Annotated in this window: 17 protein-coding genes; 1 reads left to right on the plus strand and 16 read right to left on the minus strand. The window is 56.0% G+C overall.

Annotated elements, in window-relative coordinates; genetic code table 11:
* Positions 1–60 precede the first annotated feature (60 nt).
* Positions 61–594, minus strand: coding sequence for a secA translation cis-regulator SecM (secM, locus tag SGR01S_RS09900; protein ID WP_037426065.1), 534 nt, complete (start codon positions 592–594; stop codon positions 61–63).
* Positions 595–620: 26 nt separating this feature from the next.
* Between secM and SGR01S_RS09905 the strand changes: the two genes are divergently transcribed.
* Positions 621–1,145: a DUF721 domain-containing protein gene (locus SGR01S_RS09905; protein WP_037426063.1), complete on the plus strand. Its 525-nt coding sequence runs from the start codon at positions 621–623 to the stop codon at positions 1,143–1,145.
* A 140-nt stretch (positions 1,146–1,285) separates the two neighbouring features.
* Here the strand turns inward: SGR01S_RS09905 and lpxC are convergent, their stop codons facing one another.
* From lpxC to rsmH, 15 genes are all read right to left on the minus strand, one after another.
* Positions 1,286–2,203: a UDP-3-O-acyl-N-acetylglucosamine deacetylase gene (lpxC, locus tag SGR01S_RS09910; RefSeq protein WP_037426060.1), complete on the minus strand. Its 918-nt coding sequence runs from the start codon at positions 2,201–2,203 to the stop codon at positions 1,286–1,288.
* A 103-nt stretch (positions 2,204–2,306) separates the two neighbouring features.
* On the minus strand, positions 2,307–3,461 hold the full coding sequence (gene ftsZ, locus SGR01S_RS09915) for a cell division protein FtsZ (RefSeq protein WP_004950150.1): 1,155 nt from the start codon (positions 3,459–3,461) through the stop codon (positions 2,307–2,309).
* A 74-nt stretch (positions 3,462–3,535) separates the two neighbouring features.
* Positions 3,536–4,792 (minus strand): cell division protein FtsA, encoded by a 1,257-nt coding sequence (gene ftsA, locus SGR01S_RS09920; protein ID WP_004950148.1) that lies wholly within the window; start codon positions 4,790–4,792, stop codon positions 3,536–3,538.
* Positions 4,789–5,640 (minus strand): cell division protein FtsQ, encoded by an 852-nt coding sequence (gene ftsQ / locus SGR01S_RS09925; protein ID WP_037426058.1) that lies wholly within the window; start codon positions 5,638–5,640, stop codon positions 4,789–4,791. Before ftsQ ends, ftsA begins: the two co-directional genes overlap by 4 nt.
* A gap of 1 nt (position 5,641) precedes the next feature.
* Positions 5,642–6,562, minus strand: a complete 921-nt coding sequence (locus SGR01S_RS09930) for a D-alanine--D-alanine ligase (protein ID WP_061807350.1) — start codon at positions 6,560–6,562, stop codon at positions 5,642–5,644.
* Positions 6,552–8,030: a UDP-N-acetylmuramate--L-alanine ligase gene (murC, locus tag SGR01S_RS09935; RefSeq protein ID WP_061807351.1), complete on the minus strand. Its 1,479-nt coding sequence runs from the start codon at positions 8,028–8,030 to the stop codon at positions 6,552–6,554. The genes SGR01S_RS09930 and murC overlap by 11 nt, the downstream gene beginning before the upstream one ends.
* Before the next feature lie 85 nt (positions 8,031–8,115).
* Positions 8,116–9,180, minus strand: a complete 1,065-nt coding sequence (gene murG, locus SGR01S_RS09940; protein WP_061807352.1) for an undecaprenyldiphospho-muramoylpentapeptide beta-N-acetylglucosaminyltransferase — start codon at positions 9,178–9,180, stop codon at positions 8,116–8,118.
* 3 nt (positions 9,181–9,183) lie between these two features.
* The gene (gene ftsW / locus SGR01S_RS09945) at positions 9,184–10,386 is read right to left on the minus strand and encodes a cell division protein FtsW (protein WP_037426050.1); all 1,203 of its coding nucleotides are present in this window, start codon (positions 10,384–10,386) and stop codon (positions 9,184–9,186) included.
* Positions 10,383–11,702, minus strand: a complete 1,320-nt coding sequence (gene murD, locus SGR01S_RS09950; protein ID WP_061807353.1) for a UDP-N-acetylmuramoyl-L-alanine--D-glutamate ligase — start codon at positions 11,700–11,702, stop codon at positions 10,383–10,385. The genes ftsW and murD overlap by 4 nt, the downstream gene beginning before the upstream one ends.
* Before the next feature lie 2 nt (positions 11,703–11,704).
* Complete coding sequence (gene mraY, locus SGR01S_RS09955) at positions 11,705–12,787, minus strand: phospho-N-acetylmuramoyl-pentapeptide-transferase (RefSeq protein ID WP_012005208.1); 1,083 nt, start codon at positions 12,785–12,787, stop codon at positions 11,705–11,707.
* On the minus strand, positions 12,781–14,142 hold the full coding sequence (gene murF, locus SGR01S_RS09960; protein WP_061807354.1) for a UDP-N-acetylmuramoyl-tripeptide--D-alanyl-D-alanine ligase: 1,362 nt from the start codon (positions 14,140–14,142) through the stop codon (positions 12,781–12,783). Before murF ends, mraY begins: the two co-directional genes overlap by 7 nt.
* A complete protein-coding gene (murE, locus tag SGR01S_RS09965) occupies positions 14,139–15,626 on the minus strand; it encodes a UDP-N-acetylmuramoyl-L-alanyl-D-glutamate--2,6-diaminopimelate ligase (RefSeq protein ID WP_037420803.1) in 1,488 nt (495 codons plus the stop codon). The genes murF and murE overlap by 4 nt, the downstream gene beginning before the upstream one ends.
* Positions 15,613–17,376 carry a peptidoglycan DD-transpeptidase PBP3 gene (ftsI, locus tag SGR01S_RS09970; protein WP_012005205.1) on the minus strand — a complete coding sequence of 588 codons (1,764 nt, stop codon included), beginning with the start codon at positions 17,374–17,376 and terminating at the stop codon, positions 15,613–15,615. The genes murE and ftsI overlap by 14 nt, the downstream gene beginning before the upstream one ends.
* Before the next feature lie 42 nt (positions 17,377–17,418).
* Positions 17,419–17,739 (minus strand): cell division protein FtsL, encoded by a 321-nt coding sequence (gene ftsL, locus SGR01S_RS09975; RefSeq protein WP_012005204.1) that lies wholly within the window; start codon positions 17,737–17,739, stop codon positions 17,419–17,421.
* Positions 17,736–18,677 carry a 16S rRNA (cytosine(1402)-N(4))-methyltransferase RsmH gene (rsmH, locus tag SGR01S_RS09980; protein ID WP_037420800.1) on the minus strand — a complete coding sequence of 314 codons (942 nt, stop codon included), beginning with the start codon at positions 18,675–18,677 and terminating at the stop codon, positions 17,736–17,738. The genes ftsL and rsmH overlap by 4 nt, the downstream gene beginning before the upstream one ends.
* Position 18,678 lies beyond the last annotated feature (1 nt).

The raw sequence follows: 18,678 nt of genomic DNA on the forward strand, positions 1-18,678 counted from the left end.
CAATACAGGCCGTCAACTTGCTGTTATTTTTAGGTTTTTTTGTCGCCCGATGGGCAAAAATCAGCTTACGATAGTTGGCCCGGCGCGGATGCCCTGCACCTGTGCGAGCCACAACCCAGTCTGATGCTGTGCAAAGGCAGGCAGTACGGCATGGTGGGTATCACGAATGATGGTCGGCGGCTTCGGCTCATGCGTCAGCAGCGCGTTAAGAGTTGAAAGTAGCGCCAGTTGCGCCACCTGCAATGGGGGTTCAGCCACTTCCGCTTCGTTTTCCTGCACTCGCGCATAGACTGCCTGCGGTGCAAGAGCAAAAGAAAGGTGACGAATGACGGTGCGAAGCGCATGCTGGTGCCAGTAATCGACACTGAAGGTCGGGCGGCGATGCGCTTCCTGCAACAACGCCAGGCTATTAAAGGCGTTACTGGCGGAATTTTGCCGGTTCAGGCTAGAGGAAGTGCTCGGCAGAGCGGCTTGATCAGGGCTGCCTACCAGATTTGAAGGTACGCCAAGCGTGGCCGCAACCATCCCTAACAGGAGATGGGGCCAGAAATAACGTCTGCCAAATTGTCGCCAACGATTTAGAATACCGATCACGAGTTTATTATCCGCCGGAGCCCATTATGCGCGATAGCCGTCCACAATTATTAGATTCCCTGTTCGACGACGCGTCTGCAGAAGACAAAGGGCCGCTGCATAACGTCCAGCAACGCGCAGTGGCGCTGCTTAAGCTTAACCGTGCAGTGAAAGGCCTATTGCCGGTTCAACTGCATCCTTGGTGCCGCGTCGCGAATTTCCGACAGGGTATTTTAGTGCTAGAAACGGCAAATGCCAGCTGGATGATGCGCCTACGCTACGAACAACCGGCTTTATTATCTGCACTACGAGCGCAAATTCTACCATCATTGTCGTCGATCGACATCAGGATTAATCCGGCCTTGATGGCAAAAGGGAGCAACCTTGTGCAGAACACCGCAAAAACGGCAGGAAATACGCAGCCGAGCGCACCGATGCGTCATCTGAGCCAGGAAAGTGCTGAAGAATTAAGGGGATTGGCGAGCAGAAGCCCAGAAAAACTGCGCAAGATATTGGAACGACTGGCGTCGCTGGCCGGAGAGAGTGCCAACGCTACCAGTCGTGATAAGTAATCAGCGGTATTTACCCTTCATACCTCCGGCCGTATCTTTTTGTTAACGTGCTACACTCACCCCAATCACTGACTTCTGTAAGTTCTTGGGGATTTACTGCGTTGCCGTCAAGACACGACCCGAATTAATCGAGTATGGGCTTATGCCAATACGGTGGACGGTGCTTTGAATGCCAGTGGCATTTCTGCTTCGTCCTGGAAGGTGACGTATTCCCACGCTTCCTGTTTTGCCAATACTGCTTGCAGCAGTTTGTTGTTCAGCGCATGGCCAGACTTGTACGCGGTAAACGCGCCAATGATATTGTGGCCGCACATGAACAGATCGCCGATAGCATCCAGCATTTTGTGACGAACAAATTCGTCTTCAAAACGCAGGCCATCTTCGTTCAGAACGCGATAGTCATCTACCACGATGGCGCAGTCAAAGCTGCCACCTAACGCCAAACCACGTGACTGTAAATACTCGATGTCACGCATGAAACCGAAGGTACGCGCACGGCTGATTTGACGCACGAACGAGTCGGCAGAGAAATCCAGGCGGTAGCGTTGCGTACTGGCGTCGATCGCCGGGTGGTTGAAGTCGATGGTGAAGTCCAGGCGGAACCCGTTATGCGGGGACAGCTCGGCCCACTTGTCGCCATCTTCAACACGCACGGTGTCTTTCAGACGCAGGAATTTCTTCGCAGAGTTCAGTTCTTCGATGCCGGCATCCAGCAACAGGAAGACGAACGGGCTAGCACTACCGTCCATGATTGGGATCTCGGCGGCGTCAACTTCGATAACGATGTTGTCGATGCCCAACCCAGCCAGCGCGGCATTAAGATGCTCAACGGTAGAAATACGCACGTCATGCTCATTCACCAGGCAAGTACAGAGCATGGTATCACGCACGGATTTTGCATCAGCCGGAAAATCAACCGGTGGATTCAAGTCAGTGCGACGATAGATGACCCCGGTATTAGCCGCCGCGGGGCGCATTGTCAGCGTGACTTTCTTGCCGGTATGCAAACCGACACCTGTCGCCTGAACAATACGTTTTAATGTCCTTTGTTTGATCATCGTTTTATCTCGCAATGTTATCAATCCTACCGACCAAGCATACAGCATGGCCGGCGGGACAGTTTAGCACAAAGAGCGGAGATTCCAAATTCTCAGGATATTCTTAGTCTGCCTGCTTACGCAGGAAAGCAGGAATATCAAGATAGTCGGGCTCTTTATTAGGCTGCGCAGTCGGATCGTTAACTACCTTAGCGGCAGGTTTCACTTCCTGCGGCAACGGCGACATGCCGTGCTGCTGGTAGCGATGATCCATCACTGGCTGGCTAGCCTGTTTGTTGGTCACCAGCGTGATTTCTGGACGTTTGTCCATGCCGATACCGGTCGCAACCACGGTCACACGCAGTTCGTCGTTCATTTCCGGATCCAGCGAGGTACCGATAACCACGGTGGCATTGTCGGAAGCGAAAGCACGAATGGTGTTACCCACGGTTTCGAACTCATCCAGACGCAGGTCAAAACCAGCGGTGATGTTGACCAACACGCCGCGAGCGCCGGACAGGTCGATGTCTTCCAGCAGTGGGCTGGAGATCGCCATTTCCGCAGCTTCTTCAGCACGGTCTTCACCACAGGCCACGCCAGAACCCATCATCGCGTAGCCCATTTCGGACATCACGGTGCGCACGTCGGCGAAGTCGACGTTCATCAGGCCCGGACGGGTGATCAGTTCGGCAATACCCTGCACCGCACCTTTCAGTACGTCGTTAGCCGCGCCGAACGCGTCCAACAGAGAAATGCCACGGCCCAGAACTTTCAACAACTTGTCGTTCGGGATAGTGATCAGTGAGTCCACATGTTTGGACAATTCTGCGATACCCTGCTCAGCGAACGCCATGCGTTTCTTGCCTTCAAAATTGAAAGGCTTAGTCACCACGGCCACTGTCAGAATACCCAAGTCTTTAGCAACTTCAGCGACAACTGGCGCTGCACCGGTACCGGTACCGCCACCCATGCCGGCTGCAATGAAGACCATGTCTGCACCATCGAGTGCGGCGCGCAGGGCTTCACGGTCTTCTTCCGCTGAATTGCGACCCACTTCAGGGTTCGCGCCTGCACCCAGACCTTTGGTAATACCACTACCGATCTGGATGGTTTGGCCAACTGCCGTTTTACGAAGCGCCTGAGCGTCTGTATTAACGGCAAAGAATTCAACACCTTCGATGCGCTCGCGCACCATGTGTTCAACGGCGTTGCCACCGCCACCGCCGACGCCGATGACTTTAATCACCGCGTCATTGGTTAGTTCCATTGGTTCAAACATAGTTTCTCTCCGTTTTGTGCCTGTCGCTGCGAGATCATAAAAAGATTACTCAGCATGATCTCTTTGTTGAAACATTAAAACTCTTTTCTCAGCCAGCTATTGATACGTTTAAACCAATTGCCCACTGAGGCGCGTTTTTCTACTTCTGCCTCACCACTCAGGTGAGACTCTTTTCCATAATGCAGCAGACCTACCGCCGTAGAGTAGTAAGGCTCCTGCGCATAATCCGTCAGACCCGTGATGTTCAAGGGTTGGCCGATGCGTACCTGAGTGTGGAACACCCGTTGCGCACAAGCTGCCAGGCCATCAATCTGGGCGGCGCCACCGGTCAGCACAATACCTGCTGCCAAATGATGCTTCACCCCTTGCTGACGCAGTTGCTCCTGCAATTGCAAAATTTCATCGTTAACCAGATTCAACAGTTCGGTGTAGCGTGGCTCAATAACTTCAGCCAGTGTCTGTCTTTGCAGACTACGAGGAGGACGCCCCCCAACGCTTGGCACCTCTACACTTTCATCCTTGCTAACAATCGACCCAAGCGCACAGCCGTGTCGAACTTTGATCGCTTCCGCATCTGTCGGCGGTGTGCCGAAGGCGTAAGCGATATCGCTGGTGACCACGTTCCCGGCATAAGGGATCACTTTGGTGTGGCGCAGCGCACCGCCGGTGTACACCGCCATATCCATGGTGCCGCCGCCGATATCCACCACACAAACGCCGAGTTCGCGCTCATCTTCGGTCAGGACCGCATAACTGGCGGCCAGACCGGCGAAAATAAGTTGGTCCACTTTCAGACCGCAACGTTCTACTGCTTTAACAATGTTCTTCGCCATGTCGTTATGACAGGTGATCAGATGCACCTTGGCTTGCATACGCACGCCGGACAACCCAACCGGGTTTTTGATGCCTTCCTGATAATCGATGGCGTATTCCTGAGGGATGACATGCAAGATGCGGTGTTCGTCGCGTACGCGTACCGATTTAGCGGTATGCACCACGTTTTCGACATCTTCCTGTGTCACTTCCTCTTCGGAAATAGGAACCATCCCTATTTCGTTCTGGCAACTGATGTGTTTACCCGATAATGCGAGGTAAACCGAAGAAATCTGACAATCAGCCATCAGTTCGGCCTGATCGATAGCGCGCTGTACGCACTTCACTACCGACTCAAGGTCGTTAACGCCACCCTTATCCATACCGCGAGACGGGCAACTGCCCACCCCGATAATGTTGACCATGCCATCGGGCAGAACTTCCCCTACTAATGCGGAGACTTTTGCAGTACCGATCTCCAGTCCAACTACCAGTTTTCTGTCCGTCGACTTGATCATTGTTGTTTTGCCTGTGCCTGATTCTGTTGCTGATTACTGTTTTGCTGATCGCCTGCTGCCTGCGGGTCGATAAACACTGGGGCCCAACCTACCGATGCACCGGACTCATAGCGTAAGTCGACATAGCTGACTCGCTTACTCTGAGCCTGCCCCTGCTGCTGCAATACCGGATAAAGCTCGATAAAGCGCTGCAGGCGTCCAGTACGATCGTCGCGTCCCAGCTCCAGCCGAACATCATTATCCAAAGCCAGCTGCCAGGAATGGCGGGCACTCATGGCCGCCATTTTCAGCGTATATTTGCTGGCCGCTAACATGCTGCTCATGGCCCGATAACCTTCAAGAACATCCTGTTCGCTCCCTTCCGGGCCATAGAGCAACGGCAATTTCTGTTTGCCAATTCGTTCTGCAGGCACGCTGAAGGACTTGCCTTCTGCGTCCACCATGTGCAAATCATTCCAGCGTGCTACCGGGACATATTCCACCAGGTGGATCTTCAGCTCATCCGGCCATTGCTTACGCACGCTGGCCTGCTTGATCCACGGCAGGCGTTCAATCTGCTGCTGGATGATATCCACATCCTGCGTCATGAAAGTACCCGGCGATCCCAACGCCAAGATTGCCTGGCGAATATCGTCGTTGGTGGTGTAGTGACGTTCACCGGTTACCACCAGTCGTGACAGCGGCAGGCGGCTGGCGTCTTTCATCCAGCCAATAACCGCCCAGCCACTCCACAGGACCGTTCCCAACACCATCAGCAGGAAAACCATTCCTGCCAACTGGGTTCCATTGCTGCGGCGCGGGTTATTATCCACCTCGCGTTCACGCGCATTCAGGGCAGCTTGCGACATATCAGTCGGCCAACTCCAAAATTCTCGCTACCAGCTGCGAGAAGCTTAAACCAGACTGGCGCGCTGCCATCGGCACCAGGCTATGACTGGTCATGCCCGGCGAGGTATTCACCTCAAGCAGATAGAAGCTGCCATCGCTATCCTGCATCACATCCACGCGGCCCCAGCCGCTGCAGTCCAGCCCACGGTAGGCGCGTAACGCCAGGGCAGCCATTTCGGCTTCCTGCTGCGCACCCAGGCCACTCGGACAAAAATACTGGGTATCGTCCGAAATGTACTTGGCCTGATAGTCATAAAACACGCCGGCCGGTTGAATACGAATTGATGGCAATACCTGATCGCCCAACATCGCAACCGTGTATTCCGGACCGCTCAGCCACTTTTCGACCAGCACGTCGTCGTCATGGCGGAAACCTTCTTCCAACGCCGCTTCGAGTGCGTCACGCTCAGTGACTTTGCTCATGCCGACGCTGGAACCTTCACGGCTCGGCTTGACGATTAACGGCAGGCCCAGAGCTTCGACACGAGCAATCAGCGCCGCCTTCTCTGCACCGGCATACTGCTTGCGGTTCAGCGCTACATAAGGTGCTACCGGCAAGCCCATCGACTGCCACACCATTTTGGTGCGCCATTTGTCCATGGTCAGCGCCGACGCCATCACGCCACTTCCGGTATAAGGCAACTCAAGGAACTCCAGCATCCCTTGCAGAGTGCCGTCTTCACCACCGCGGCCATGCAGCGCGATAAATACTTTGGTAAACCCGTGTTCTTTCAGTTGAGTCACCGGGAAGTCACGGATATCAATGCCGTGGGCATCGATACCGGCTTCACGCAGCCCGGCCAGCACAGCGGCGCCGGATTGCAATGACACTTCACGTTCAGCAGAGGTGCCACCCAGCAGTACGGCAACTTTATCGGCCATGGTGTTCCTCCTCTTTTTTCTGTGGCTGCAGCTTCAGCTCAGCCAGTTTTCGGGCAACTTTACCCACGTTGCCGGCACCTTGTACCAACACCAGGTCATCTGCTTGCAGCAACTGCGCCAAGGTTTCCGGCACGGTGTCAGGATCGGAAACCAGAATCGGATCCAGCTTGCCGCGGCTGCGGATAGTTCGGCACAGCGAGCGACTGTCCGCCCCTGGGATCGCCGTTTCACCCGCCGAATACACGTCCAGCATCAGCAGCACGTCCACCTGCGACAGCACGTTGGCGAAGTCGTCATACAGATCGCGCGTACGGGTGTAACGGTGCGGCTGGAAGATCATCACCAGACGCTTGTCCGGCCAACCGGCACGCGCCGCTTTCAGCGTTGCGTCAACCTCGGTTGGGTGGTGACCATAGTCGTCCACCAGCATCGCGCTGCCTGTTTTGCCGTTGACCGGCGCCAGCGGGAATTCACCGAGGAAATCAAAGCGGCGACCGGTACCCTGGAAGCCTGCCAGCGCACGCAGGATATCTGCGTCGTCGATGCCTTCCTCTGTTGCCACTGCCACTGCCGCCGCGGCGTTCAACGCGTTGTGACGGCCCGGCGCGTTCAAGGTGACCGTCATTAACGGTTTGTCCTGACGGCTCAGCGTAAAGTGGCCCTGCGGCCCAACCTGGCGATAGCTCTCGATGCGTACGTCGGCATCGTCACTGAAACCGTAGGTGGTGATATGGCGGCCCACGCGTGGCAGCAGTTCGCGCACCACCGGGTCATCAACACACATCACCGCACGGCCGTAGAACGGCAGGTTGTGCAAAAAGTTAATAAACGTCTGCTTCAGATTTTCGAAGTCGCCCTGGTAGGTCTCCATATGGTCGGCTTCGATATTGGTGACAATCGCCACCATCGGCTGCAAATGCAGGAACGACGCATCGCTCTCATCCGCTTCCGCAATCAGGTAACGGCTGGAGCCCAGACGCGCATGGGTACCCGCCGCTTTCACCAGCCCGCCGTTGACAAAGGTCGGGTCCAGGCCGGCTTCGGCATAAATGCTCGAGACCATCGCGGTCGTCGTAGTCTTGCCGTGCGTACCGGCAACGGCGATACCGTGGCGGAATCGCATCAGTTCGGCCAGCATCTCTGCACGACGGATCACCGGGATACGCGCCTCACGGGCGGCGACAAGCTCCGGGTTGTCGGCGGAAATGGCGGTAGAAACCACCACTACGCTGGCATCCAGCACGTTTTCCGGGCGGTGATGGAAGTAAATCGTCGCCCCGAGCGCGCTCAACTGTTGGGTTACCGGATTCGGTGCCAGATCGGAACCGCTGATTTGATAACCTTCGTTAGCCAACACTTCGGCGATACCACCCATGCCGGCGCCACCGATGCCGACAAAGTGAATGTGCCGGACGCGTCGCATCTCGGGCACGATAGTACGTAGTTTCGCCAGTTGCTGTGTATTCATCAGTCTCTCTAATCCGGGTCTGGCGTGCCAGGCCCCTCTCTAACATTCTTTAATTCAGGCCCGGCGTACCGAACCCCTGCATATATTATTTGGCGACCCGCACCAACTCTGCCGCCACACGTTCTGTGGCATCAGGGATAGCAACTGCGCGCGCCTTTTCGGCCATTGCAAGCAACGTCGGACGATCCCAGCTTGCCAGCAGTTCCGCGACGACATCGGCGTTAAACTGCGGTTGTTCGATAATCTTCGCCGCACCGGCTTCTTCCAGCGGACGAGCATTCCAATACTGTTGACGGTCTTTGTGCTGGAATGGCACAAATATCGCCGGGAGACCTGCTGCTGCGATCTCGCTGACGGTCAGCGCACCGGAACGGCACACCACCACATCAGCCCAGGCGTAGGCGGCAGCCATGTCATCAATAAACTCGGTCACCTTGTGCTGTGTCTGCCCTACCCTCTCGTAGTCGTGCAACACGTTTTCCAGCGCACCTTTACCTACCTGATGCCAGAGCGTTATTTTATCGCCCAATCTCGCCGCGACTTCAGGAACTGTCTGATTCAGCACCCGCGCCCCCTGACTTCCGCCAATCACCAGCACGCGGATCGGCCCTTCACGACCCATCAAGCGTTCTGCCGGCAGCGGTAACGCCAGTACGTCGGTACGAACCGGGTTACCCACCACCTCGGCGTTCGGGAACGCACCAGGGAATGCCTGCAGCACGGTTTTGGCAATACGCGCCAGCCAGCGGTTGGTCAGCCCGGCAATACCGTTTTGCTCGTGCAATACCACCGGGACACCGCACAGCCATGCCGCCAAACCGCCAGGACCGGAAACATAACCGCCCATGCCCAGCACCACGTCCGGCTGGTAGTTGCGCATTATCGCCTTCGCCTGGCGTACCGCGTGCCAGATCCGTAGCGGTGCGCTCAACTGGGCCTTCAGCCCTTTGCCGCGCAGGCCGGAAATACGGATGAAATCAATCTCGATCCCGTGCTTTGGCACCAGATCGGCTTCCATTCGGTCTGCGGTTCCGAGCCAGCGCACCTGCCAGCCCTGCGCCATCAGATGATGTGCGACCGCCAGTCCCGGGAACACGTGTCCGCCGGTACCGCCTGCCATCACCATTAAACGCTTAGGTTTCCCGCTCATCCCTTACCTCTTCACAAACGCCTGGGCTTTAGCCAGACGCGTTTCATAATCAATACGCAATAACAGCACGATCGCCGTCGACATAATCAGCAGGCTCGAGCCGCCGTAGCTTATCAATGGCAGTGTCAGACCTTTGGTCGGTAACATACCTGCGGCGGCGCCGACGTTAACCAGCGCCTGGAAGCTAAACCACACGCCAATTGAGCAGGCCAAAAAGCCGGAAAAACGTTGATCAAGCTCCAGCGCACGGCGGCCAATCGACATAGCACGAAAAGCGACGCAGAATACCATTAACAATGCAAAAACCACACCGATATAGCCCAGTTCTTCGCCTAAAATCGAGAAGATAAAGTCGGTGTGCGCTTCAGGCAAATACTCAAGTTTTTGGACCGAGTTACCGAGTCCCTGCCCCCAGAACTCACCGCGGCCAAAGGCCATCAGCGACTGGGTCAACTGGTAACCGCTGCCGAACGGATCGGCCCATGGATTCCAGAACGACGTCACACGACGCATACGGTAAGGTTCTGCAATAATCAGCAGCACCACCGCAAAAGCTCCGGAACCGATGATCGCCAGGAACTGCCACATTTTGGCGCCAGCCAGGAACAGCATCGCCAACGTAGTGATAAACAGCACCACCACAGTACCGAGGTCCGGCTGTGCCAACAGCAACACTGCCAACACGACCATGACGCCCATCGGTTTGCAGAAACCCCAGAAGTTGCTGCGCACCTCTTCAACCTTACGGACCAGATAGCTCGCCAGGTAGCAGAACAGCGACAGCTTGGACAACTCCGCTGGCTGAATACGCAACGGCCCCAGCGCGATCCAGCGCGATGCCCCGTTTACCGAACTACCCACCACCAATACGATCAACAGCATCACAATCGACATCAGCAACATGACATTGCTGTAGCGCTGCCAGACTTCCATCGGAATACGCAACGTCACCATCGACAGGCCGAACGCCAACCCGAGGTATAACGCATCACGCTTGGCGAACAAGAAAGGATCGTCCGCCAAACGCTGGCCGATCGGCATCGATGCCGACGTCACCATCACAAAACCGATAATGGCCAACCCAAAGGTCAGCCACAGTAGAGTGCGATCGTACAACACCATATTGACCGAGTCGTTATCACGCGATCCCGCGACCCAGTTTTTAAAGAGTTCGGTCAGCCCGAAGTTCGGCAAGCGTAGTCTCATCCGCCGAGCTCCTGTGCCAAGCGGGCAAACTCGTCGCCACGCACTTCAAAATTACGGAACTGATCAAGGCTGGCGCACGCCGGTGACAACAGCACCATGTCGCCAGATTGCACCCGGCCGGCAATCGCCTGCATCGCCTGCTCCATAGTATCGGTCAACGTTGCGACCTCCGGTCGCAGCTGCGCTAACTGCTCACCATCACGACCAAAGCAGTACAGACGGACATTATCGCCTTGCAGGTAACGCGCCAACGGGGAGAAGTCGGCAGATTTGCCATCACCACCCAGCAACAGATGAAGAGTCCCCTCCACCTGCAAACCATTCAGCGCCGCTTCGGTGCTGCCAACGTTGGTAGCTTTAGAATCATTTATCCAGCGTACGCCGTTATGTTCCCATGCCAGCTGGAAGCGATGTGCCAACCCGGTAAAGGTCGTTAACGCTTTAAGGCTGGACGCGCGTGGAATCTTCACTGCATCAGCCAATGCCAACGCAGCAAGCGCATTGGTATAGTTGTGACGGCCGGTCAGCTTCATCTCACGGGTGTTTAAGATTTTCTCACCGCGAACCCGCAGCCAGGTCTCGCCCTGCTGACGGTTCAGGTGATAATCACCCACATCCGCGCCAAAGCTAACGCAGCGCTCATCGGCGCCACGGACAGGCATGGTCAGCGCATCGTCCGCGTTTACCACACAGACTTCAGCATTTTCATAGACTCGCAGTTTGGCGGCACGGTACTGCTGTAGGCCAAACGGGTAGCGATCCATATGATCTTCGGTGACATTCAAAATGGTCGCTGCTGCCGCATGCAAGCTAGACGTGGTTTCCAGTTGGAAGCTAGACAGCTCCAGCACGTACAATTGGCACTCTTGGCGCAACAGGCTCAGTGCAGGCAGGCCGATATTGCCGCCGACGCCCACCGCCCAACCGGCTGCTTTTGCCATCTCACCCACCAGAGTAGTGACCGTGCTTTTGCCGTTGGAACCAGTGATGGCCACGATCGGTGCCTGGGCTTCGCGGCAAAACAGTTCAACATCGCCAACGACTTCCACGCCAGCGTCCGCTGCGGCGCTCAACGCTGGGGTAGCCAACGCCATACCCGGGCTGGCGACGATCAAATCCGCCGCCAACAGCCAGTCCTGATTCAGATCGCCCAGATGACGCTCTACGCTGTCGGGCAGCTTGTCCAGCCCTGGCGGTGAGACGCGGGTATCCATAACGCGTGGCGTCACGCCCCGCGCCATAAAGAAATCAACACAGGACAGGCCGGTGAGGCCCAACCCAATGATGACGACTTTTTTACCCTGATAGTCTGCCATGATTACCGCACCTTCAGCGTCGCCAGGCCAATCAGCACCAGCATCAGCGAAATAATCCAGAAGCGCACGATCACGCGCGGCTCTGGCCAGCCCTTCAATTCATAGTGGTGGTGAATCGGTGCCATGCGGAAGATACGTTGTCCACGCAGCTTGAACGATCCCACCTGCAAAATGACCGACAGCGTTTCAACCACAAACACGCCGCCCATGATCAGTAACAGGAACTCCTGACGCAGCAGCACCGCAATGGTGCCCAACGCGCCGCCCAATGCCAGCGAACCAACATCGCCCATGAAAACTTGAGCCGGGTAGGTGTTGAACCACAGGAAGCCCAGACCGGCACCAACAATGGCGGTACACACAATCACCAGCTCACCGGCATGACGCAGATACGGGATGTGCAGGTAGTTGGCGAAGTTCATGTTACCGGTAGCCCAAGCCACCAGCGCAAAACCCGCGGCCACGAATACCGTTGGCATAATCGCCAGGCCATCCAGCCCGTCGGTCAAGTTGACCGCGTTGCTGGTACCCACAATCACAAAGTACGCCAGCAACACGTATAACAGACCCAGCTGCGGCATGATGTCCTTAAAGAACGGCACAACCAGCTCGGTGGCTGGCGTGTCTTTTCCTACGGCATACATGGCGAAAGCAACCACCAGGGCAATCACCGATTGCCAGAAGTATTTCCAACGAGCAATCAGCCCTTTGGTGTCTTTGCGTACCACCTTGCGATAGTCATCAACGAAACCGACGATGCCATAGCCCACCAGGACGAACAGCACGCACCACACGTAAGGGTTTGACGGATAGGCCCACATCAACACAGAAACGGTGATAGAGGTCAGGATCATGATGCCGCCCATGGTCGGCGTACCACGCTTGCTGAAATGCGACTCTGGGCCATCGTTACGCACGACCTGCCCAAAGGACATTTCCTGCAGGCGTTTAATCACCCGCGGTCCCATCCACAGAGAGAGGAACAGCGCGGTCAGCAGGCTGACAATGGCTCGGAACGTCAGGTAGGAAAAGACGTTAAAGCCGGAATAATATTTGACCAAATGCTCGGCCAGCCAAACTAACATGGTGCTTTCTCCTGTAACGCGCGTACTACCTGCTCCATTGCGGCACTACGTGAACCCTTGATTAACACGGTAATTACCGCATGTTCTGACAGTAATTCCGCCACGCGCGCGATCACTGCTGCCTTATCCTGAAAATGTTCGCCGTTACCGGAGGCTTCAATCAGCGCCTGGCTTAACAGACCCACACCGAGCACTTTATCGACTCCCGCCATCCGAGCGGCTTCACCCACCTGACGGTGACATTCTTCGGCTTCCGCCCCTAACTCTGCCATGTCGCCCACTACCATCACGCGATAGCCCGGCATTTCGGCCAGTACCTGTGCAGCGGCGGTCATTGAACCGACGTTGGCGTTATAGCTGTCATCCAGCAGCAGCTGATGGTCAGAAAGCGCGATCGGGAACAAACGCCCCGGTACTGCCTGTAAATTTGTCAACCCTTGACGCACCGCCTCAAGCGATGCACCTGCCGACATGGCGAGTGCCGCAGCGGCCAATGCGTTGGCCACGTTATGACGGCCCGGCAACGGCAGCGCGATCGGCGCGGTACCGAATGGGCTGTGCAGCGTAAACTGCGTTCCCTTGCCATTGACCTGCACATTGCTGGCGAAGAAATCAACACCTTCCGCCGCCTGAGGTGAGAAACGCCAGACAGTTTTGCCGTCCAGCATGCTCTGCCAGTGCGGCCAGTCGTTATTGTCGGCGTTGATGATCGCCACACCGTCAGCCGGCAAACCGGCAAAAATTTCGCCTTTCGCCTGGGCAACACCGGCCAGCGAGCCAAAGCCTTCCAGGTGAGCGGCCGCCAGGTTATTCACCAGCGCGGTCTGCGGACGGGTTAATGCAGTGGTGTAAGCAATCTCGCCAATATGGTTCGCGCCCAGCTCAATCACGGCGAAGTCATGCTGCGGCTGCAAACGCAACAGCGTTAGTGGCACACCAATGTCATTGTTGAAATTGCCGGCGGTATACAGCACTTCACCGCACTCACGCAGAATGGCCGCAGCCATTTCTTTCACCGATGTCTTGCCCGAGGAACCAGTTAACGCCACAACGCGGGTAGGTACCTGCTGGCGCACCCAGGCAGCGAGCTGCCCCAAGGCCAAGCGGGTGTCTTTCACCACCAGTTGTGGAACATCCACCAATAAGCGCTTACTTACCAGCAAAGCCCCAGCACCTGCGGCTACAGCATCAACAGCAAAATCGTGAGCGTCGAAACGCTCACCTTTCAATGCCACAAACAAGCAACCCGCGGTCACCTGACGGGTATCTGTCGTCACCTCAACGATTTGGCAATCGGCGCCGATCAACTCAGCGTCCAATACATCGGCCAGTGCCCGAAGGGAGACAGGAATCATGCCAGTACCCCCAGCAGACGCGCGACGGTGGTACGATCGGAGTAATCCAGGCGGCGATTCCCAACCAGTTGGTAGTCCTCGTGCCCTTTACCCGCCACCAGTACTACGTCTTGTTCTTTAGCTTGCATAATGGCGCTGGTAACAGCTTCCGCGCGGCCATGGATTACCAAGGCGCGCCCAGCGTCCAGCAGGCCAGTCAGGATATCGGTAATGATCGCTTGAGGTTCTTCGGTACGCGGATTGTCGTCAGTCACTACAACGCGATCGGCAAACTGCTCAGCAATACCGCCCATCAGCGGACGTTTGCCTTTATCACGATCGCCACCGCAACCGAATACACACCACAATTGCCCTACACAGTGCAGCCGTGCAGCTTCCAGCGCTTTTTCCAGCGCGTCTGGGGTGTGGGCATAATCGACCACAACTGTCGGTTTACCCGGTGCGTTAAACACTTCCATACGGCCACATACCGGTTGCAGTTGGTGGCCGGTTGCTACCAATTTGTCCAGCGGATAGCCCAGCGACAACAGGGTTGCCAGTGCCAGCAATAGGTTACTGACGTTGAAAGCACCCATCAGGCGGCTTTCAATCTGACCATCACCCCAGCTTGAGCTGAAGTGGATAGTGGCACCGTTGTCGTGATAATTGACGGAGGTAGTTTTCAGCCAACGGCCGTGACAGCCTGGCTGTAAGTTATCCTGCATGGTAACGGCGACCGCATCCGGCAACTTACTCAGCCAGCGCTGACCGACTTCGTCATCCGCATTGATAATCGCCTGGCCCACTTCGTGACCGGCGAACAACGACCACTTGGCCGCTTCGTAATTGGCCATGTCGCCGTGGTAATCCAGGTGGTCACGGCTCAGATTGGTAAACACCGCAGCAGCAAATGGCAGCGCCGCCACACGGTTTTGCACCAAACCGTGAGAAGAAACTTCCATCGCGGCAAACGTAGCACCACGCTCAACCAGTTCGTTCAGTACATGCTGAACGTCCACAGCAGAACCGGTCGTGTTCTCCGTTGGGCATACTTGACCCAACAGACCGTTACCGACAGTGCCCATCACTGCGCTGGTTTCACCCAGCAGTTGGCCCCACTGCGCCAACAGTTGGGCCGTCGTGGTCTTGCCGTTGGTACCGGTGACACCGACCAGGCGCAGACGCTCTGCCGGTTCATGATAAAAACGGCCAGCCAGCGCGGACAGGCGCTGATTAAGTTGGCTCAGATAAATCACCGGAACGCCATGCATTTCCGTGATAGCGCCGTCTTCGGCCTGTCCTTCAGCTTCGGCAATCACAGCGGCAACACCCTGCGCGATAGCCTGCGGAATATAGCGGCGTCCATCCGTCTGATGGCCGACAACGGCGACAAACAGATCCCCGGCAGCCGCAATACGGCTGTCTAATGTCATTTCCCGCAGCGCGCGCCCGGGTGCCGTTGGCACCCACGGAGCGAGTAAGTCGCGCAAATTACGATCGGCCACCTGAACCCTCTTTTCTGTTGATTACAAAATCGCTTTTCTCACCGGTGGGCAACGCATCCGGCTCAACGTTCATGGTACGCAATACGCCGCCCATGATGGCGCCAAACACCGGTGCAGAAATCGCACCACCGTAGTATTTCCCACCCTGCGGGTCGTTGATCACCACCACCAGAGCGAAACGGGGATTACTGGCTGGCGCAACGCCAGCGGTATAAGCGATGTATCTGTTGACGTATTTGCCATCCGGCCCCACCTTTTTGGCAGTACCGGTTTTGATAGCAATGCGGTAACCCTTGATCGCGGCCTTCACCCCACCGCCGCCGGGTAAGGCAACGCTTTCCATCATATGCACGACAGTGCGCACCAGAGGTTCAGGGAAGACACGCTCACCGGCAACCGGTGGGTCAACTTTGGTAATCGACAGCGGGCGATAAACACCCAGACTGCCGATCGTGGCGTAGACTCGCGCTAACTGTAACGGGGTTACCATTAGCCCATAGCCGAAAGAGAAGGTGGCCCTCTCTATGTCAGACCACCGTTGTTTTTTTGGGTATATGCCACTGCTTTCTCCGACCAGCCCCAAATTGGTCGCTTTTCCCAATCCAAAACGAGAGTAAGTATCTACTAACGCTGAGGACGGCATCGATAACGCCAGCCGTGAAACGCCGACGTTACTCGACTTCTGCAAGATCCCGGTCAAAGAGAGTTCCGCGTAACGCGCAACGTCTCTGATTTCCTTGCCGTTGATACGGTAAGGGACGGTATTGAGCACACTGTTTTCTTTCACAATGCCGTGCTGCAATGCCGTCATAACCACCATAGGTTTCACGGTGGAGCCGGGTTCAAAAATATCGGTGATAGCACGGTTACGCATGGTTTCTTTCGGCGTACCGGCCATATTGTTCGGGTTGTAAGACGGGCTGTTAGCCATCGCCAACACTTCGCCGGTGTTCACATCCACCAGTACCGCGGTACCAGATTCAGCCTTGTTGAACGCCACAGCGTTGTTCAGTTCACGGTAAACCAGCGCTTGCAGGCGTTCATCGACGCTCAGGACCAGGTTATGCGCGGCCTGGCTGTCGACAGAGGAGATATCCTCGATCACCCTGCCAAAGCGGTCTTTACGCACAGTCCTTTCGCCCGGTTGCCCGGTCAGCCAGCGATCGAAGCTCTTCTCAACGCCTTCAATCCCCTGCCCGTCAATGTTGGTTACGCCGATAATATGCGAAGTCACCTGACCGGAAGGATAGTAGCGTCGGGATTCCTGACGCAGATAAATCCCCGGCAGTTTCAGCTTGTGAATGTAATCGCCGATCGCCGGGTTCACCTGACGCGCCAGATAGACAAAGCGCCCCTTCGGATTGGCATTAATGCGAGTAGAAAGCTGGTCCAGCGGGATATTCAGCGCATCAGACAGCGCCTTCCAGCGGCTGTCCAACGTAATGCCCCCGCGCTCATTGAGCTCTTTCGGATCCGCCCAGATAGCGTTCACCGGGACGCTCACCGCCAGCGGGCGGCCTGAGCGATCGCTGATCATACCGCGCGACGTCGGGACTTCCTGCACGCGCAGTGATCGCATGTCGCCTTCTTTCACCAGGCGGTCCGGGTTAATCACCTGCAAATAAGCCACACGCAGCATCAACCCAACCAACGCCAGCAAAATACAGCCGCACAGCAACGCAAAACGCCAGCTTACAAAGCTGGCCTGATCTTCCTGGCGTTTCAACTTACCGGGGCGTGCTGCTTTCATGCGTTCCCTTTCTACTCCGTGTAATGATTTCAGTTAAACCCTTCATTGTTTAACGATGATATTTTCCTGAGATGGATCAACATGTTGCATCTGCAGTTTTTCAGTAGCGATGCGCTCTACCCGACTGTGATCCCCAAGAGCATTCTCTTCCAGAATCAGGTTGCGCCACTCAATGTCCAGAGCGTCTCTCTCTAAAACAAGCTGCTCGCGTTCGGCGGTCAACAAGCGGGTGCGGTGCGCGGTTGTCACCACGAAAACCGCAGAAACCAGCGAAGCAATCAGCAAAATCAATGGGATCTTGGCGTTGCGCAGCAAATCACCGCCAATGACGCCAACTAAGCCGTGACGCTCATTACCAATCACGCGGGCATCCTCTCGGCAATACGCAGCACCGAGCTACGCGCACGTGGGTTTTCAGCGACTTCGGCATCTCCAGGCATCATCTTGCCCAGCGCTTTCAGCGTACGCCCGCCCATGCTGCGCAATTGCTCTTCAGTCAGCGGAATACCCGCAGGAACCTGAGCACCGCGGCTATGGTGGCGCATGAAGCGTTTAACAATACGGTCTTCTAAAGAATGGAAGCTGATGATCGACAGGCGCCCTTGTGGGGCCAGCACTTCCAGCGCGCCGTCCAGCGCACGTTCAATCTCTTCCAATTCACTGTTGATATAGATACGGATCGCCTGGAAGCTGCGGGTTGCCGGATGCTTATGCTTATCCCGGAACGGGCTGGCATTGGCGATCAAATCGGCCAGCTCTTTAGTCCGCGTCATTGGCTCTACGAGGTTTCTTTCTACGATGGCGCGAGCAATGCGCTTGGCGAAACGCTCTTCACCGAAGGTTTTTAACACCCAGGCAATGTCGTCTGCTTCCGCTTTCATCAGCCATTCAGCAGCCGACTGACCGCTCGATGAGTCCATACGCATATCCAGCGGACCGTCACGCATGAAAGAGAATCCGCGTTCTGCGTCATCCAACTGCGGGGAAGAAACGCCCAGATCGAGCAAAATGCCATCAATCCGCCCCACTAATTCGCGTTCCCGCACATAGTGTGACAAATCTGAGAATGGGCCGTGTACGATGCTAAAACGAGGATCTTCAATAGACTTGGCGGCTGCAATCGCCTGTGGGTCGCGGTCAATTGCCAGCAAACGTCCTTCCGGCCCTAGCTGGGACAGAATCAGACGCGAATGGCCACCGCGGCCAAAAGTACCGTCGATATATATGCCGTTACTGCGAATATTGAGGCCGTTAACCGCCTCATCCAACAGTACGGTAGTGTGTTTATAATTTTCCAACATG

This window comes from Serratia grimesii NBRC 13537, assembly GCF_001590905.1.
In the GTDB taxonomy this organism is placed as follows: Bacteria; Pseudomonadota; Gammaproteobacteria; order Enterobacterales; family Enterobacteriaceae; genus Serratia; species Serratia grimesii.

Excerpts from the sequence above, each read along its gene's own strand:
- mraY (WP_012005208.1), bottom strand. The coding sequence starts at position 12,787 with ATGTTAGTTTGGCTGGCCGAGCATTTGGTCAAATATTATTCCGGCTTT.
- SGR01S_RS09905 (WP_037426063.1), top strand. The coding sequence starts at position 621 with ATGCGCGATAGCCGTCCACAATTATTAGATTCCCTGTTCGACGACGCG.
- murG (WP_061807352.1), bottom strand. The coding sequence starts at position 9,180 with ATGAGCGGGAAACCTAAGCGTTTAATGGTGATGGCAGGCGGTACCGGC.
- ftsA (WP_004950148.1), bottom strand. The coding sequence starts at position 4,792 with ATGATCAAGTCGACGGACAGAAAACTGGTAGTTGGACTGGAGATCGGT.
- rsmH (WP_037420800.1), bottom strand. The coding sequence starts at position 18,677 with ATGTTGGAAAATTATAAACACACTACCGTACTGTTGGATGAGGCGGTT.
- ftsW (WP_037426050.1), bottom strand. The coding sequence starts at position 10,386 with ATGAGACTACGCTTGCCGAACTTCGGGCTGACCGAACTCTTTAAAAAC.
- SGR01S_RS09930 (WP_061807350.1), bottom strand. The coding sequence starts at position 6,562 with ATGGCCGATAAAGTTGCCGTACTGCTGGGTGGCACCTCTGCTGAACGT.
- ftsI (WP_012005205.1), bottom strand. The coding sequence starts at position 17,376 with ATGAAAGCAGCACGCCCCGGTAAGTTGAAACGCCAGGAAGATCAGGCC.
- murF (WP_061807354.1), bottom strand. The coding sequence starts at position 14,142 with ATGATTCCTGTCTCCCTTCGGGCACTGGCCGATGTATTGGACGCTGAG.
- ftsZ (WP_004950150.1), bottom strand. The coding sequence starts at position 3,461 with ATGTTTGAACCAATGGAACTAACCAATGACGCGGTGATTAAAGTCATC.
- lpxC (WP_037426060.1), bottom strand. The coding sequence starts at position 2,203 with ATGATCAAACAAAGGACATTAAAACGTATTGTTCAGGCGACAGGTGTC.
- ftsQ (WP_037426058.1), bottom strand. The coding sequence starts at position 5,640 with ATGTCGCAAGCTGCCCTGAATGCGCGTGAACGCGAGGTGGATAATAAC.
- murD (WP_061807353.1), bottom strand. The coding sequence starts at position 11,702 with ATGGCAGACTATCAGGGTAAAAAAGTCGTCATCATTGGGTTGGGCCTC.
- murC (WP_061807351.1), bottom strand. The coding sequence starts at position 8,030 with ATGAATACACAGCAACTGGCGAAACTACGTACTATCGTGCCCGAGATG.